The organism is Mesorhizobium sp. HAY1-8B (assembly GCF_056868045.1).
Window position 1 is genome coordinate 6,153,744 of sequence record NZ_CP200321.1, and the last position, 16,323, is coordinate 6,170,066.

Here is a 16,323-nt window from a genome sequence, read left to right on the forward strand (position 1 = left end):
CTTGGAAGGCGCCTGTAGCAAAAGCCTTACTCCTTCACTGCCCCTGTCATCGAGGAAACGTAGTGTTCGACAAAGAATGAATAAAGCACCACCACCGGCAGGGAGCCGATCAGTGCGCCCGCCATCAAGGCTCCCCATTCATAGACGTCCGAGCGCACCAGCTCGGTAAGCACGCCGACTGGAACGGTCTTGTTCTCGGAGGACTGGATGAAGGTCAAGGCGTAGATGAATTCGTTCCACGACAGGGTGAATGCGAAGATGCCCGCGGAAATCAGGCCCGGCACCGACAGTGGCAGCACGATCTTGGTGAGGATCTGCCAGCGGCTCGCCCCATCAATCAGGGCGCATTCTTCCAGCTCGAACGGTATCGAGCGGAAGTAGCCCATCAACAGCCACGTGCAGAACGGGATGAGAAAGGTCGGGTAGGTAAGGATCAGAGCGAACGGCGTGTCGTAAAGGCCAAGGTTGAACACCATCACCGACAGTGGAATGAACAGGATCGAGGGCGGTACCAGATAGGCCAGGAAGACCGCCAGACCGACCTGGCGCGCGCCGGAAAACCTCAAGCGTTCGATCGCATAGGCCGCAAACACCGACGCAAGCAGCGACAGGAACGTGGCGGCGGTCGAGATGATGATCGTGTTGAGCAGCCAGCCGGGGTACGACGTCTCGAAGAGAAGATAGCGGATATGCTCAAGCGTCGGATGCACGACCCAGAATGGGTTGAAATTTGCATAATCCGTCATCTCGAGATTGGGTTTCACCGCCGTGATCGTCATCCAGTAGAACGGGAACAACAGCACGATGACGAATACCAGTAGCGGCACATAGACGGTCACAACGCGGCGCGGCAGACTCTGAAGGTAGCCCATGCCGCCTTCGTCTGTATCCGCACGAGTGCTCGTTTCGATCGCGGCCATGTCAGTCTCCGCCACCCTGCTGCCATTTGCGGCGCTGCAGGCCGAAATAGCTGAACAGGATTGCCGCAAGCAGGAATGGAATCATGGCAACGGCGATTGCGGCGCCCTCGCCAAGCTGGCCGCCGGAAATGCCGCGCTGAAACGACAGCGTCGCCATCAGATGGGTGGCGTTCACAGGCCCGCCGCGGGTGAGCACATAGATCAGCTGGAAATCGGTGAAGGTGAAGAGCACCGAAAAGGTCATGGTGATGGCGATGATGGGGGTGAGCAGCGGCAACGTCACGTAGCGGAACAATTGCCAGCGGCTGGCACCGTCAAGCGTCGCGGCCTCGTAGAGCGACTGCGGAATCGTCTGCAGGCCGGCAAGCAGTGTGATCGCCACGAAGGGAATGCCGCGCCAGACATTGGCGGCGATCACCGACGCCCGAGCGTTCGTCGGATCGCCAAGGAAATTGATGCGATGGTCGATAAGGCCCATCTGCTGCAGCGCCCATGACAGGATCGAGAACTGCGCATCGTAGATCCACCAGAAGGCGATGGCCGACAGCACCGTTGGCACCACCCACGGCAGCAGGACGATCGCGCGGAAGAACGATTTGAAGGGCAGGTTTTGATTGAGAATGAGCGCCAGCCAGAGGCCGAGCGCGAATTTTAGGATCGAGGCGCTGATCGTGTAGAGCAAGGTGTTGAAGACGGAGAGCCAGAAGACGGCGTCGCTCCAAAGGTATTCGTAGTTCTCGAGGCCGATGAAGATGCCGGGGCGGCCGATGCGAGCATCGGTGAAGCCAAGCCATACGCCAAGACCGAGCGGATAGGTGAGGAAGACCAGCAGCAGCGCCGCCGCCGGCAGCATGAAACCGAAGCCAAGCGCATTGCGGCTTTCGCCCCAGCGCGACAGGGTCCGCGACAGGATCGAAGGACGCGTCTGAATGGCAGCTGACGGCACGGCCATGGGTCGGCTCCTGTTGAGGTCTTATTGATTGGCCGGAACGGCCCTGACGCTGTCCGAAGCCAGCCGGGCAGCACGGTCGTGGCTGCCCGGCCAAGCTCCGCTCAGACGCGATAATAGCGATTTGCGCGCTTCTCCGCCTCTTCCATCGCCTCCTGAGGTGTGGCCTGACCTGTCACGGCCTTGGCGAACATGTCGACCAGCACATAGTCGGCCATGGTCGCCGCCGAGGCATAGCCGAGCGGCCCGGCATAGCCATTGGGACGCAGCGTCGCCGAGGCCTTGGCGTAGGCGGCATTGTTCGGATCGGCCGTCCACACCGGATTGTTGTCGAAGGCCTTGAGCGTCTGGCAGCAGTAACCGGCCGAGGAAGTGATCCAGGCCGGCATTTGCGGATCCTCGAACATGAACTGTAGATAGGCCTTGGCCGCGTTGGGGTAAGGCGTGTAGTCGAAGATGACCGCCGTGGTCACCTGGAATAGCTCGACGGATTTTCCGACCGGCCCGATCGGCAGGTTGGTGGTGCGGATGTCCTTGGCCATTTCAGCCAGTTTTGGATCCTTGTCCTTGTTGATCTTGGCCGTGTTGTAGGCGGAAATGCCGTTGGCGATGACGCTCAGCTCGCCGGCCAGGAAGGCACGGTTGTTGTTCACGTCGAGCCAGCTTTCGGTGCCCGGAATGAAGGTCTTGTAGAGCTCCTGCGCGTATTCGATCGCTTTGAGGGTCTCGGGGCTGTTGATCGTCACCTTGCCGCTCTCGTCGACCATCTGGCCGCCGTGGCTCCACAGCAGCCAGTGGGCGTAGTTGTTGCCGTCGCCGACGCCATGGCCGTGCGTGAAGCCGGCCGGGTGCCCCTTCGCCTTCAATGCCTTGCAAAGCTCGAGCAAGCCTGCAGTGTCCTTCGGAAACTCCGAGAAGCCGGCCTCCTTCACCCAGCTTTCGCGATAGACGATGGCATTGCCGATGGTGGCCAGAGGCAGGCCGAGGAATTTGCCCCCGCGTGTCGCGTATTGCTTTGGTCCCTCGTGCCAGCCACCATATTTCGAGCCCAGATACTCTCCCAGCTCTGTCACGTCATGCAACTTGTCGGGATACTGGTGCGGGTCGTCGAACCAGACGAACATCAGATCCGGGCCGGAGCCGACATTGGCGGCAACCGCCGCCTTCGGGCGGATGTCTTCCCAGCTTTCCTTGTCGATGCGGACTTGGACACCGGTCGCTTCGGTGAACCGCTTGGTGTTGGCCAGCCATTGATCCTCGTCGCCCTGCACGAAGGGCGACCATCGCAGCAGCCTGAGCTTGGCGCCGTCCTCCGGTTTGTATTTCAACCCCTCTTGGGCATAGGCGGAAGAGCCGGCGAACCGGCTTCCCAAGGCTCCCGCCGCCGCCACCCCGGCGGTGGTGCGGATCACATCGCGTCTGGTGAACTTCATGCTCGTCTCCTCCTGTTTATTGCCCTCGCCGTGTGGTTCTTACTGTCTGGTGCGCGTTTTCCAATCGCTGTCCGGTTTCGCCGTGAAAGAGATGAATGAGGCCGGGATCGGCTGTAAGCCGGATGATTTCGCCCGGCGTGAAGGAATGGCGTTCCCGGAAATTCGCGACGATCTCTTCGCCGCCGGCTGTCCGGCCGATGAGCTGCACTTCGGACCCTGTCGGCTCGACCACCGCGACGGTGACCGGAATGCCCTGGTGGTCGGACAGCCGCAAATGCTCTGGCCGTATTCCCAGCACCACCGGCTCGCCATTGCCGATGGAAAGTGCCGAGGCCAGCGGGACCGAAATCCCCCCGGCGCCGCGAAAGGACGGCGAGCCATCCGTGGCGATTTCGCCCCTGAGCAAGTTCATGGCCGGCGAGCCGATGAAGCTGGCAACAAAGAGATTGTTTGGCCGGTCATAGAGTTCCAGCGGCGGCCCGATCTGCTCGACGATGCCGTCGTGCATGACCACGATCTTGTCGGCCATGGTCATGGCTTCGATCTGATCGTGGGTGACATAGACCGTCGTGGTCTTCAGGCGCTGGTGCAGTTCCTTGATCTCGGCGCGCATCTGTACTCTGAGCTTGGCGTCCAGGTTGGACAGCGGCTCGTCGAAGAGGAAGACCGCCGGATCGCGCACGATCGCCCGACCCATGGCGACGCGCTGGCGCTGCCCGCCGGAAAGCTGCCGAGGATAGCGCGCCAGCAACGGCACCAGTCCGAGGATTTCGGCGGCGCGGCGCACGCCGACATCGCTCTCTGACTTGGAAACACCTTTGAGCATCAGCGAGAACGCCATGTTCTCGGCGACGGTCATGTGCGGGTAGAGCGCGTAGTTCTGGAAGACCATGGCGACGTCGCGTTCTTTGGGCGCAACGTTGTTGACAACACGCTCACCAATGGCGATCTGGCCGCGCGAAATCTTTTCGAGGCCCGCGATCATCCTGAGAAGGGTAGATTTTCCGCAGCCAGACGGCCCGACCAGCGTGACGAACTCACCGTCTTCTATGTCCACGCTCACGCCGTGGAGAATCTCGATGGTCCCGAATGATTTATAGACTTCGCCAATTGCGACAGACGCCATCGATTTCCTCCCGAATGCTTCCTGCGACGTCGTAAAGGAAACCGCTTCGTGTCTGATCCGCGATAGCCCTGGCCCCCTCCCTTGCTCACGCGACGCGGAAACGGTAGCGCTACCAGCCCGGGCTGTAAAGCTTTACTCGAACCGCGGGTTCTACCGCCCCGGGACAACGCCGCGCATCCGGGCATCCGGGTGATCTTGGATTGGGCAGCAATCTCCACCCTAGGCATCTTTGTGGTGCCAGATGCGCTGCTGTGGGTAGCGATCCATGTCGAGAAATGGATCAAACCGCAGAACCACCCGTCACTGTCCATCCGTGTCCCATACCCAAATCCACGGCCAACCCGGCTTGGCCAATTGCGATCCGCGAAAAGTTCCAGGCACGCCACCCGATCGGATCTGCCGCACGTACCTGCTATGCGCTTGGCTTCTGGCTAGGCAACCGGCGTGGGGATGTCGCTGCGCTCGATTGGGAGCATCTGGTAGTCGAGGAAGTCGAACTGTTTGATGGTTCGATCGAGGTAATCGAAGCCTTCGACTTCCGGCAAAAAAGAACCGCAACCGCCATGGCGGCCGCGAGATGTTCACTCCAATCGTCGATAAGCTCGCCCAGGCATTGGCGCCGCTGGATCGGTCGAACGGCGGGGCGGTACTTAAGAACGCCTTTGGGCTCCCGAGAAGCAAAACGCGATGCTATGCGGCAAAAGATGCCGCTGCGAGTCACCAAATGAGCGAACGAAACAGAACCGAATTGAAAGGCGGCTTTCTGGCCGCCTTTTTCATGGGCCCATAATGGGCCCATGACGTTTTGGGCCGAGGCACTTTTCCGTAATAAAATCAATGGTCATGGTGGGCCCGGAGGGACTCGAACCCCCAACCAAGCGGTTATGAGCCGCCGGCTCTAACCATTGAGCTACAGGCCCCACGCCGGCTGGATTAATGTTTTTCGCATCGCGGCACAAGGCTTTCGCGACGGGCTTTCGCTGATCGCCCAAATCAACCCATAATCGCGCTCTACGCGACGCTTGCGACCATCGCATACCACGGAGATTTTCATGACCAGACATCTTTTGCCCCTCGCGCTCGCCGCTGCAATCGCTTTTCCGTCGATGGCTGGAGCCGCCGATTCGCCGACGCCCGCCCGCATCATCGTATCGGGCGAAGGCGAAGCGACCACCCCTCCCGACCTGGCGTTGCTGTCGCTCAGCGTGATGCGCGAGGCCAAGACGGCGCGCGCGGCGCTCGATGCCAACAACGACGCCATGGCCGCCGTGATCGCGGCGATGAAGGCGGCCGGCATCAAGGATCGCGACCTGCAGACCGCCGGCATCCAGATCAATCCGCGCTACAACTTCACCAACAAGCCCGACGGCAGCCAGGAGGCCGAGCTCGTTGCCTACCAGGTCACCAACACGCTGGCGGTACGCGTGCGCGACATCGACAAGACGGGCGAGATCCTCGACAAGGCGGTGTCTCTGGGCGTCAACCAGGGCGGCGGCATCTCCTTCACCAACGACAATCCTGATGCCACCATAACCGAAGCCCGCAAGAAGGCGGTTGCCAATGCCATCGCCAAGGCCAAGACGCTGGCCGAGGCTGCCGGCGTCAGCATCGGCCGGGTGCTGGAAATCTCCGATCAGAACATCGCTCCGGCGCCGATGGCGATCAACGCCAAGGCATTCGACGCGGCCCGGTCGGCGGTGCCGACCCAAGCCGGCGAAAACGCCTACAATGTCCAGGTGACCGTCACCTTCGAGCTGAAATAACAGCTGGCCGACGCAACGGTCATCCGTCGCCGGCAGTGCCGGCGACGGATGACCTGCAGCCGATACAATGCAAGGAAAAACCCCGCGGGATCGCTCCCGCGGGGTTTTTCGAGCCGCGCCCGTCCGATCGGACAGGGGCTCCGCCATCGAGAGGCTTCAGCGGTTGATGACCGGGCAGCCGCGCTCATTGGCGAAGACGATGACGACGCGATCGCCATACTGGCGGCCCATCACCTTCACCACGCGGCGGTTGGCGTCGACGATGCGGGCACGGCGCAGCCCCATGCGCTCGGCCTTGTCGAGGGCGCGGTCGGGCGAGCAGCCACGGCGCCAGTCGTCGCGGCGCTCGTCACGGCGGTGGCGATAACCGTCATCACCGGCGTAGACGCCGAAGCGCGGATCCTGGTTGTTGCCGAAGCCGAGATAGAGGCTGTCGGCATGGGCGGGAATGGCGGCCAGCGTGCCGAGGCCGACCAGCGCCGAAAGGGCTGCCGTCTTGATCTTGGTGTACATGCTTCTCTCTCCTTGTTGCGGGCTTGCGCCCGTCCTCGTGAAACCGATGGCGGGACAATGCACTGGCCTGTCTGAACTATTTACGAACTCGCCGTTCATCTGCGGTTCATGTGGCGGTCAGAAAACCTCCGCCGGTCTTCGAACAATAACAATATGACCCCAATACCCTGCCCCGATTCCTGGCGGCTGGCGGCCACCAGCCTCAGCCTCAAGGCTCGTCGTCGAGTATATAGTCAAAATAATCCCCGGGCTCGGTCAGTTCGGTCTCGCTCGCCTTGACCCGGCCGCGCATCGAGATACCGGCTTCGTGCACGGTCTCGGCACTGCCCGACACCAGCCGGTGCCACCAATAGAGGTCGCGGCCCTCGGCCACCAGCCGGTAGGCGCAGGTGCTGGGCAGCCAGCTGATGGTGCGCACATTCTGCGGCGTCAGGCCGACGCAATCAGGAACGCGCGCCAGCCGGTTGGAATAGTCGGCGCAGCGACAGCTCTGCGCATCGAACAGCCGGCAGCCGACACTTGTCCAATAGATTTCGGCCGTATCCTCGTCCTCGAGCTTCGACAGGCAGCATTTGCCGCAGCCGTCGCACAGCGATTCCCACTCGGCCGGGCTCATCGCTTCCAGCGTCTTTGTTTTCCAGAATGGCGTTTCCATCTCGCGGATGTGGCCCCGGCCGCCGCCGAGGTCAAGCGCGGTAAGGACTGGAATCGGACCTTAGGCTGGCCTAATGACACGAAGTTGCCTTCAAAAGGCCGGCCAATCGCCCCGTACGGCATCTATCCCCACCAAACTGGAACCAATCGGTCCAAGATCGGTTTCGGCAAGGATGGGACCCCACAAGGAGAGTTTTCGATGAAACGCCAACCACGGATTCTGGCAGGTACAGCACTTGGCCTGCTGATGGCATCCGCGCCGTTGGGCGCGTTCCCGCTTCAGGGAAGTGCCGCGTTCGACCTCACGCAGCGCGGTGGAACGCCGCTGATCCTGGCCCAGGACGCACCCGCCGACGAGGGACAACAGAGCGACCAGGAGCAGCGGCGCAAGAAGAAGCGCGACCAGCAGCAGACCGAGCAGGCCCCCGCCGAGAAGGCAGCGCCGGCAGCCGAGCAGGCCGCTCCAGCCGCCGAGGAACAGCAGCCGCGCAGGAAGAAGCGCGACCAGCAGCAACAGACCGAGCAGGCGCCGGCCGAGCAGGCCGCACCGGCAGCCGAGGAACAGCAGCCGCGCAAGAAGAGGCGCGACCAGCAGCAGCAGACCGAGCAGGCGCCGGCCGAACAGGCCGCACCGGCAGCCGAGGAACAGCAGCCGCGCAAGAAGAAGCGCGACCAGCAACAGCAGACCGAGCAGGCACCGGCCGAACAGGCAGCCCCTGCCGCCCAAGAGCAGCAGCCGCGCAAGAAGAAGCGCGACCAGCAGCAACAGCAGACCGAGCAGGCACCGGCCGGCGAGGTCCCGGCTGGCCAGGCTGCACCCGCCAACGACAACCAGCCGGCCAAGCCGGGCAAGAAACACAAGCAGGATCAGCAGAAGCCGGCCGAGCAGGCCCCGGCGATAACGCCGGAAGCCGCCCCGACGCCGAAGGAAGCTCCTGCCGGCGAACAGCCGCCGGTCCAGGGAGAACAGCCCCAGGACAAGACCAAGAAGCACGGCAAGAAGCCGGTGGGTGAACAGCCCGTGAATGGCAACCAACCGGCCGCGGGCGAGCAGCCGGCCACGGGCGCGCAGCCCGCGACCGGCGAACAGCCGGCCAATGGCGGCAAGGCCGCGCCTGTCCAAGGCGAAAATCCCGTACAGGGCGAAGCTCCCGCCGACAAGAACGCTGCCCCCCTCCTCGACAGCCAGAAGGACGCCGAACGCAAGGGCGGCGGCCGCAAGCATGGCGACAAGAACGCCCAGCAGAATGGCGAGCAGCAGAATGGTGGCCAGAACGCCCAGCAAGGCGGCGATCAGGGGCAGAAGCCGGTGGTCGCTCCCGTCGACCAGGGTCCGCCTCCGACCGACGACAAGGCAGCCCAGCAGGAGATCAAGCCCGAAAAGCTTGTCCCTGTGACGGAAGAGAAGGGCAAACGCCGCGATCGTGCGCCCGATGAGAACATCCGCGACCGCCGGCGCCCCCAGGGTGTCGACGTGCTCAAGGAGATCGGCGACCGCGTCATCATCCAGCTCGGCGGCCAGACGATCGTCCAGAGCAATGACGGTCCGCGCATGAATCGTGGTGCCAAGGACGTCTACTACGAGGACCTGCCGCAGGGCCGTACACGCGAGACGGTCGAGCGCGACAACGGCATCCGGATCGTCACCATCCGCAACCGCTATGGCGATGTCATCCAGCGTTCACGCATCACGCCTGACGGGCGTGAATATGTGCTGAGCTATGTCGACGAGCAGGACTATCAGGACGAGGGAGACTGGCGCGATCCCGGCGATGACCTGCCGCCGATGCGGCTGACCATCCCGCGCCGTGACTACATCCTCGATTCCGAGGACGTCCAAAGCCCTGACGACTATTACACCTTCCTCGAACAGCCGCCGGTGGAAAGGGTCCAGCGCCTCTATTCGATCGACGAGGTCAAGCGTTCGGCCCGTGTACGCGACATCGCGCGCCGCGTCGACCTTGACACGCTGAACTTCGAATTCGGCTCGTCCTCGATCTCCGACACCGAGGTGCAGAAGCTTGAGGGTGTCGCCAGCGCCATGGAGAAGCTGCTGAAGAAGAACCCGGCCGAGACCTTCCTGATCGAAGGCCACACCGATGCTGTCGGCACGCCGGAGGCAAACCTTGCTCTGTCCGACCGCCGCGCCGAAGCAGTTGCCGAAGCGCTGACCAATGCCTTCGGCATTCCGCCGGAGAACCTGACGACGCAGGGCTATGGCGAGGAGTATCTGAAGGTAAACACCTCCGCGCCCAACCGTGAGAACCGGCGTGTCGCCATCCGCCGTATCACGTCGCTGGTAGCACCCGTTGCCAGCAACAATTAGGTCATGATTTCAAAATCATGACCTAATTTGCGGACTCAACGCTGGAACCGCCCATCCCCGGCTCCGCCGGGGGTGGGAAAGGTTCGGATCCGGGCCTCGGGCTCAAGAAGATTTGTCCCGGCATTAAAGCCGGCGCATTGAATCGCGAGCCCGCTCACCCCAGATTCAGGACTGGGCGTTCCCTGCCCCGTCCCGACTCCAGCGGGACGCATTGAGCCCCGCCGGCCCTCTCCGGCGGGGTTTTTTGCTATCTTGCAAAAAGCGTTCGCGTGGCCGAAATACCGCCTGATCACCGATCAGAGAACAACTGGAACCACTCTATGAAGCGTCTCGAACTCGCCATCGAATCCATCATCCTCGCCTCGCGCTGGCTTCTGGTCGCTTTCTATATCGGTCTTGGCCTGGCATTGGCTGTCTATGCGCTGTCGTTCGCCAAGAAACTCTACGAGTTCATCACCATGGTGTTCCTGCTCGGCGACACCGACACAATCCTGAAGATGCTCGGCCTGATCGATGCGGCGCTCGTCGCCTCGCTGGTGGTGATGGTCATCATCTCGGGCTACGAGAACTTCGTCAGCCGCTTCGACAACCCGGATGGCAGCGGCGTGCATTGGCTGGGCACGATCGATGTCGGATCGCTGAAGGTCAAGGTCGCCTCGACCATCGTCGCCATCTCCTCCATCCACCTCCTGCAGGTCTTCCTCAACTCGTCCTCCTATTCGACCGACCAGCTGATGTGGCTGACCATCATCCACCTCACCTTTGTCGTCTCGGCACTGATGCTGGCCTATATCGACAGGCTGATGGGCCTGAGCAAAGGCAAGAAAGACGAGGTGTGAGGCTCCCTTGTCCCCGTCACTATGCGGGGAGAAGGTGCCGGCAGGCGGATGAGGGGCAGCGCCGGCAGGGCGCGGTTTCCGTCAGTAAATGCTTCTGACCTTCGTCTCCGAATTCGCAAACACCTCGTCCGGCACGAAGAAGTCGCCGGCGAGCGGCCCGGTCGCATCGGGCGCATAGACCGAAAAGTCGCTGACGCCCTCGGCGCGCAGCACCTCTTCGTCGATATAGAAATTGCCCGATGCCTCGCGCGAGGGCCGCATGAAGATGGCGTGCGCGGCGTCGGCCATGATGTCGGGCGACCGGCTCATTGCCGCCACCGTGGCGCCGCCCAGCAGATTGCGCACAGCCGCCGTGTCGATGGTCGAGATCGGCCACAGCGAATTGACCGCGATACCGTCCTTGGCGAATTCGGCGCTCATGCCCAGCGTGCACATCGACATGCCGAACTTGGCCATGGTGTAGGCGACATGATTCTTGAACCACTTGGCCTTCATGTCGAGCGGCGGCGCCAGATTCAGGATGTGAGGATTGTTGGCTAACTTCAGATGCGGAATGCACATTTTGGAGACCAGGAAGGTGCCGCGCGTGTTGATCTGGTGCATCAGGTCATAGCGCTTCATGTCGGTCTCCAGCGTGCCGGTGAGCTGGATGGCGCTGGCGTTGTTGACGCAGATGTCGATGCCGCCGAATCTTTCGACGGTCCTTGAAACCGCCTCGGCGACCTGCGCCTCCTCGCGGATGTCGCACAGCATGGGCAGCGCCTTGCCGCCGGCCTGCTCGATCTCTTCAGCGGCGGTGTAGATCGTGCCAGGCAGTTTCGGATGCGGCTCGGCGGTCTTGGCCGCGATCGTCACATTGGCGCCGTCGCGCGCCGCGCGAAGCGCGATCGCCAGCCCGATGCCGCGCGATCCGCCGGAGATGAACAGCGTCTTTCCCTTGAGCGACATTTCCTGCGCCTCCCTTGCAACACAGCAGGCGCGAACCTTTGCGCGGCAGACGACCACAGCGCAAGGCCAGATACGCCGGACGCCCCGTTACGCTGCGTAGGGTTTAAACCAGCACCAGCCCCTGCCGCATCGCAATCGCGATGGCATCGGTGCGGTTGGCCGCCCCCAGCTTGATCAGGATCGCGGCGACGTGGAATTTCGCGGTGTGCACGGAAATGTTGAGCCGCCGCGCGATCACCTTGTTGGGCGCGCCTTCGGCGAGCAGCGCCAGCACTTCCGCCTCGCGCGGCGAAAGTGCCGGGCGAACGGCGTGATCATCGGCCGGCTCATCCTCGAACGGCCCGCTTTCACCCGTGTGGAAGTCCTCATCGCGTCCGTGGCCGCCATCGCCGGCGACGCGATAGCCGGCCGCCGCCAGCCGCGCCGCCGCGGCGATCAGCAGATCGTCGGCGCCCGCGGGCATTATGGCAAACACCTCGCCGGCGGGCAGCTCGCCGCCCGCACGCCCCAACAGCACCCGTGGCACCGAGGCCGGCACCGCATCTCCGCTCCTGTCGTCGATGATGGCGACGTCCGCCCTGCCGCCGCCGGCCACCACCGGCAGCAGGTCATCGCTCGCGGCAAGCGTGGCGGCCAGACGCTCGGCGCGCGCGGCATCGCCAAGCGCAATCAGCACCACCAGCCGCCGCGAGGCGGCGCTGTCAGTCATGGTCCGGTCGCCGACGAGCGCTTCCATCAATCCTCTCAGCTCAGCGGCTTTTCGCCGATGGTCAATGTCACATCCCGCTGTTCACCGCCTCGCACCACGCCAAGCGTCACGGAAACCCCGGCGCTGTCAGGCCCGAGCCGGCGGATGAGGTCGCGCGGGCCGTGCACGGCCTCGCCGTTCCACGCCACGATGATGTCGCCGAGCGAAAGGCCCGCGGCCTTGGCCGGGCCATTGTCGTCGAGGCTCATCACCATCGCGCCATGGGCGTCACGATCGCGCACCGGATGCAGGCCTGCGCCGAGATAACCTCGGGCGACGTGCCCCTTCTCGCGCAGGGTCGCGACTGCTCGTTCGATCGTCTCATAGGGCATGACCAGCGCCCGGCCGCGCGGCCCGAACAAAAGCATGCCGATCAGCCCGCCCTTCGCGTCGAGGACCGGACCGCCCTCGAAACGGCCGCCGGCGCCGACCGCCAGATTGATGCGCCGGTCGATCGTGCCGCCGCGCATCGAACGCCAGGCCGGGCCGACTTCGCCGACCGAGCCCGACACCGCCAGCGCCGAGCCCTGGCTGTTGCCGATGGCGATGGCGACATTGCCGGGCCGTACCGCGTCGGCCTTGGCCAGCGGCGCGGCATTCACGGCAGTTGCCGGCTTCAGCAGGGCAACGCCGGTCGAAGGATCGCGGCCGGTGAGCTCGGCCTTCACCGTCTCACCCGAAGCCAGCGTCAGCTCGATCTCCTCGCCTGCCTCGACCGCCTCCTCGGCGGTGACGAAGTAGCCGTCGCTCCAGTGGAAGGCGCTTGCCGTACGGTGATGATGGGTAGTGAAGCTCGCCATTGCCGGCGCCGCCGCGGCGGCAAGGTCGGCAACAGCTTGCGAAAACGCATTCAGATTGAAGTCACTCATGATGGTCTCCTGGGGTTCGTCATGTCCCAGATATCGCCCGACGGCGCCCCTGGAGGTACTCGCCTGACGGCTAGTTGGCGGTTTGACTGGCCATCTGGTCAGGTCGCGGCGGTTCCAGCCGCTCCGCACATATAGTGCGTGTTGCCCAAAAGTGCTCAGCGGTTTTGGGACAACGATACGCACGAGACAAAAGGCATCGTTACGCCTGAGAACACGGAGCCCGCCCATGGCCCTCGCCGCCGCCAAATTCCAATCCGATGACACGCTGCTCGACGCCTATTCCATGACGGTCGCCGACGCGGTCGACCGCATCGGCCCGGCCGTCTGCCGCATCGAACGCATTGGTGGCCAGGGCGGCCATGGTTCCGGCTTCGTGATTGCGCCGGACGGGCTGGTCGTCACCAATTTCCACGTCGTGGGGGACGCTAGAACAGTGCGCGTGTCGATGCCCGACGGCGCCTCCTCCGAGGGCCGCGTGCTCGGCCGCGACCCCGACACCGACATCGCCCTGGTGCGCGCCGACGGCAGCTTTGCCGATGTCGCGCCGCTGGGCGATTCCAAGCGGCTCAGGCGCGGCCAGATCGCCATTGCCATCGGTAATCCGCTCGGCTTCGAATGGACGGTCACCTCAGGCGTCGTCTCCGCCCTTGGCCGCTCGATGCGCGCCTCGACCGGCCGGCTGATCGACGACGTCATCCAGACCGATGCGGCCCTCAATCCCGGCAATTCAGGCGGGCCACTGGTGTCCTCGGCGGGCGAAGTCATCGGCGTCAACACCGCCATGATCCACGGCGCGCAAGGCATCGCCTTCGCGGTCGCCTCCAACACGGCCAATTTCGTCATCTCGGAGATCATCCGCTTTGGCCGCGTGCGCCGCGCCTTCATCGGCATCTCGGCCGACACCACCAATCTGCCGCGCCGCGCCGCCCTTCTGTCGCAAGTGTCGACCAGCACGGCAGTGCGGCTGCGCAGCGTCGAGAAGAATGGCCCGGCGGACAAGGCCGGCCTCAAGGAGGGCGACATCATCGCGGCAATAGACGGGCGCCCGGTCACCGGCGTCGACGACCTCGTGCGCATGCTCGACGCCGAGCGCATCGGCCGCGAGACGCTGTGCACGGTGGTGCGCCGCACCGGCGTCAGCCAGGTGGCGGTGACGCCCGTGGCACGGGCTGGGTGAGACTGCCGTTTAAGCCGCGGCAGCCCCTTCCGCGTATTGCGCCAGAAATTCCTCGCTGGGCGGGATCGGCTTGATGACATCGATCAGCACGCCGTTGGGATCCCTGGTGATGAAATGGCGCTGGCCGAAGGGTTCGTCGCGCAGTGTTCGCAGAACCGGCAGGCCGGCGGCCAGGACCCGCTCGTAGACCGCATCGGGATCGCGGACCTCGAAATTGATCAGCAGGCCCGAGGTGCGTCCTCGCCCCTCTTCCGGGATGGTTTCGTGGTCGCCCTGGACAATGCCCAGATTGACGCGCTTGTTCTCGGCGGATTGCAGATGCACGTACCAGTCGCTTTCAAACAGCGGCTGGAAGCCGAAATGCTTGACGTAGAAGGCCGCCGTGCCGGCGACGTCGCCGGTCATCAGCACCGGGTAATAGCTCGTGGTCTTCATCTTTCCTTCTCCCTGGACATAACATACAGTCTGTATGTAAATCGAATTAACATACAGGCTGCATGCATGCAACAGGATTCCGGACGTCGTTCCAACCGCGATCGCACCGAGGCGACGCGCGCCGATTTGATCGCGGCGGCGCGAAAGCTGTTCACCGAGAAATCCTATGCCGAGACCGGCACGCCGGAGATCGTCAATTCAGCCGGCGTGACGCGCGGCGCGCTCTACCACCACTTCGCCGACAAGCAGGCGCTGTTTGCCGCCGTGGTCGAGCAGGAGGCAAAAGTGGTGGCGGACGAGATCGACCGCGCTTCGCCACCCTCGCTCGAAGCCCGCGATGCGCTGATCGCCGGATCCGACGCCTATCTCGCCGCCATGCGCGTGCCCGGCCGCACGCGGCTGTTGCTGCTCGACGGCCCGGCCGTGCTCGGCCGCGCCGCCATGGATGCGATCGACAACCGCCACGGCAACCGCTCGCTGCGCGAAGGCCTGGTCGCGGCGATGCGGGCCAACACGATGACGAGATTGCCGGTGGATGCACTGACCGCGCTGCTCGCCTCCGCCTTCGACCGCGCCGCACTCGCCATCGAAGCCGGCGCGTCAGCCGAGGATTATCGCGCCGTCCTCATGGCGCTGATTGACGGATTGTCTCCGGTTCCTCGTCAGGCACCTCGCCCGGCTCGAACTCGTTGAAGCAGCCGAGCCCGCGTTTGAACCGTTCGATCAGCCAGGCGGCGGCCGGCTTCGGGCTGCGGTCGTTGCGATGCATGGCAAACAGTGGCGAACTCACTTCCTTGTAGGGTTCGAGATCAAGTTCCACCAGGCGGCCAGTGGCCAGGTCGTCGGCGATCAGCCAGCGCGGCAGCCCACCCCAACCCAGCCCCTCGCGCATCAGCATGTGCTTGGTGCGCATGTCCGTCAGCCGCCAGGTGCGGTAGGCAAAGACGCCATAGTCGCGCCCCTTGGTGCGTTCGGACTGATCGGTCACGACAAGCTGCGTGTGCTCGCGCACATCCTCGATTTTTACCGGCTTGGGCAGCCGCGCCAGCGGATGGCTGGGGGCAGCGGCCGGCACCATCGACATGAAGCCGATGCGCACGAGATGGACATCGACCTCGCCCAGCAGGCCACCAATGCCGAGATCGGCCTGTCCATTGACGACATGGTCCGGGATCAGTCCAAGCGAGCCTATATGCAGGCGCAGCATCACGGTCGGAAACTGCGTCTCGAACGCCTTCAGCACCCGCACCAGCACAGGTGAGGGCAACGTCGCATCGACCGACAGCGCCACTTCGGCTTCCAGTCCATGATGATGGCCGTCGACGCGCGAACGCATGCGCTGCAGCACGCCGATCATGCGCCTTGCATCCTCCAGCATCGCCCGGCCGATCTCGGTCAGCTGCGGCTCGCGGGTGCCCTCGCGTTCGAAAAGCTTCAGCCCAAGCTGCGCCTCGAGATTGGCGATGCCATAGCTGATGACCGATTGGGCCCGGTTGAGCTTGCGGCCGGCGGCCGAGAAGCTCCCGGTATCGGCGACGGCGACAAGGATCTGAAGCTGATCGAGGGTCGGATTCGGCTGCATCGCTGTATCTATTTTGTAGATGGATCGTATAGAAAATATAC

16 protein-coding genes and 1 tRNA gene are annotated in these 16,323 nt (G+C 63.7%); 5 read left to right on the forward strand and 12 right to left on the reverse strand.

The features are described 5' to 3' along the window. Positions 1 to 26: 26 nt before the first annotated feature. The 5 genes from AC1VON_RS29535 to AC1VON_RS29555 form a co-directional block, all read right to left on the reverse strand. Entirely contained in the window at positions 27 to 911 is an 885-nt protein-coding gene (locus tag AC1VON_RS29535) for a carbohydrate ABC transporter permease (RefSeq protein WP_445299316.1), read from the reverse strand. Between the two features lie 10 nt (positions 912 to 921). Then, positions 922 to 1,773 (reverse strand): carbohydrate ABC transporter permease, encoded by an 852-nt coding sequence (locus AC1VON_RS29540; RefSeq protein WP_413813938.1) that lies wholly within the window; start codon positions 1,771 to 1,773, stop codon positions 922 to 924. 200 nt (positions 1,774 to 1,973) lie between these two features. After that, on the reverse strand, positions 1,974 to 3,302 hold the full coding sequence (locus AC1VON_RS29545) for an ABC transporter substrate-binding protein (RefSeq protein WP_483125800.1): 1,329 nt from the start codon (positions 3,300 to 3,302) through the stop codon (positions 1,974 to 1,976). A 16-nt stretch (positions 3,303 to 3,318) separates the two neighbouring features. After that, positions 3,319 to 4,428, reverse strand: coding sequence for an ABC transporter ATP-binding protein (locus AC1VON_RS29550; protein WP_483125801.1), 1,110 nt, complete (start codon positions 4,426 to 4,428; stop codon positions 3,319 to 3,321). A gap of 844 nt (positions 4,429 to 5,272) precedes the next feature. Then, a tRNA-Ile gene (locus AC1VON_RS29555) sits at positions 5,273 to 5,348 on the reverse strand. 132 nt (positions 5,349 to 5,480) lie between these two features. On the opposite strand from AC1VON_RS29555, the gene AC1VON_RS29560 reads away from it, so the two are divergent. Next, on the forward strand, positions 5,481 to 6,191 hold the full coding sequence (locus tag AC1VON_RS29560) for an SIMPL domain-containing protein (RefSeq protein ID WP_172349123.1): 711 nt from the start codon (positions 5,481 to 5,483) through the stop codon (positions 6,189 to 6,191). A gap of 156 nt (positions 6,192 to 6,347) precedes the next feature. Here AC1VON_RS29560 and AC1VON_RS29565 read toward each other — a convergent pair whose 3' ends face one another. Together AC1VON_RS29565 and AC1VON_RS29570 are read right to left on the reverse strand one after the other, a co-directional pair. Continuing rightward, positions 6,348 to 6,704, reverse strand: a complete 357-nt coding sequence (locus AC1VON_RS29565) for a hypothetical protein (RefSeq protein ID WP_172349122.1) — start codon at positions 6,702 to 6,704, stop codon at positions 6,348 to 6,350. 208 nt (positions 6,705 to 6,912) lie between these two features. Beyond that, the gene (locus tag AC1VON_RS29570) at positions 6,913 to 7,359 is read right to left on the reverse strand and encodes a YcgN family cysteine cluster protein (protein WP_483125802.1); all 447 of its coding nucleotides are present in this window, start codon (positions 7,357 to 7,359) and stop codon (positions 6,913 to 6,915) included. Between the two features lie 198 nt (positions 7,360 to 7,557). Between AC1VON_RS29570 and AC1VON_RS29575 the strand changes: the two genes are divergently transcribed. Continuing rightward, the gene (locus AC1VON_RS29575; protein WP_483125803.1) at positions 7,558 to 9,684 is read left to right on the forward strand and encodes an OmpA family protein; all 2,127 of its coding nucleotides are present in this window, start codon (positions 7,558 to 7,560) and stop codon (positions 9,682 to 9,684) included. A 320-nt stretch (positions 9,685 to 10,004) separates the two neighbouring features. Next, complete coding sequence (locus AC1VON_RS29580) at positions 10,005 to 10,523, forward strand: TIGR00645 family protein (protein ID WP_172349119.1); 519 nt, start codon at positions 10,005 to 10,007, stop codon at positions 10,521 to 10,523. An 81-nt stretch (positions 10,524 to 10,604) separates the two neighbouring features. Here the strand turns inward: AC1VON_RS29580 and AC1VON_RS29585 are convergent, their stop codons facing one another. The 3 genes from AC1VON_RS29585 to AC1VON_RS29595 form a co-directional block, all read right to left on the reverse strand. Then, positions 10,605 to 11,471 carry an SDR family oxidoreductase gene (locus AC1VON_RS29585; RefSeq protein WP_483125804.1) on the reverse strand — a complete coding sequence of 289 codons (867 nt, stop codon included), beginning with the start codon at positions 11,469 to 11,471 and terminating at the stop codon, positions 10,605 to 10,607. Positions 11,472 to 11,574: 103 nt separating this feature from the next. After that, on the reverse strand, positions 11,575 to 12,207 hold the full coding sequence (locus tag AC1VON_RS29590; protein ID WP_483125805.1) for a helix-turn-helix transcriptional regulator: 633 nt from the start codon (positions 12,205 to 12,207) through the stop codon (positions 11,575 to 11,577). A gap of 8 nt (positions 12,208 to 12,215) precedes the next feature. Further along, positions 12,216 to 13,088, reverse strand: coding sequence for a S1C family serine protease (locus AC1VON_RS29595; protein ID WP_483125806.1), 873 nt, complete (start codon positions 13,086 to 13,088; stop codon positions 12,216 to 12,218). Between the two features lie 226 nt (positions 13,089 to 13,314). On the opposite strand from AC1VON_RS29595, the gene AC1VON_RS29600 reads away from it, so the two are divergent. Next, positions 13,315 to 14,265 (forward strand): S1C family serine protease, encoded by a 951-nt coding sequence (locus tag AC1VON_RS29600; RefSeq protein WP_483125807.1) that lies wholly within the window; start codon positions 13,315 to 13,317, stop codon positions 14,263 to 14,265. 9 nt (positions 14,266 to 14,274) lie between these two features. Here the strand turns inward: AC1VON_RS29600 and AC1VON_RS29605 are convergent, their stop codons facing one another. Continuing rightward, on the reverse strand, positions 14,275 to 14,700 hold the full coding sequence (locus AC1VON_RS29605) for a VOC family protein (protein ID WP_483125808.1): 426 nt from the start codon (positions 14,698 to 14,700) through the stop codon (positions 14,275 to 14,277). Between the two features lie 66 nt (positions 14,701 to 14,766). Between AC1VON_RS29605 and AC1VON_RS29610 the strand changes: the two genes are divergently transcribed. Then, complete coding sequence (locus AC1VON_RS29610) at positions 14,767 to 15,393, forward strand: TetR/AcrR family transcriptional regulator (protein ID WP_483125809.1); 627 nt, start codon at positions 14,767 to 14,769, stop codon at positions 15,391 to 15,393. On the opposite strand, the gene AC1VON_RS29615 is transcribed toward AC1VON_RS29610, so the two are convergent. Further along, on the reverse strand, positions 15,326 to 16,282 hold the full coding sequence (locus AC1VON_RS29615; RefSeq protein WP_483125810.1) for a LysR family transcriptional regulator: 957 nt from the start codon (positions 16,280 to 16,282) through the stop codon (positions 15,326 to 15,328). The two genes, AC1VON_RS29610 and AC1VON_RS29615, sit on opposite strands and share 68 nt — an antisense overlap. Positions 16,283 to 16,323: the final 41 nt, after the last annotated feature.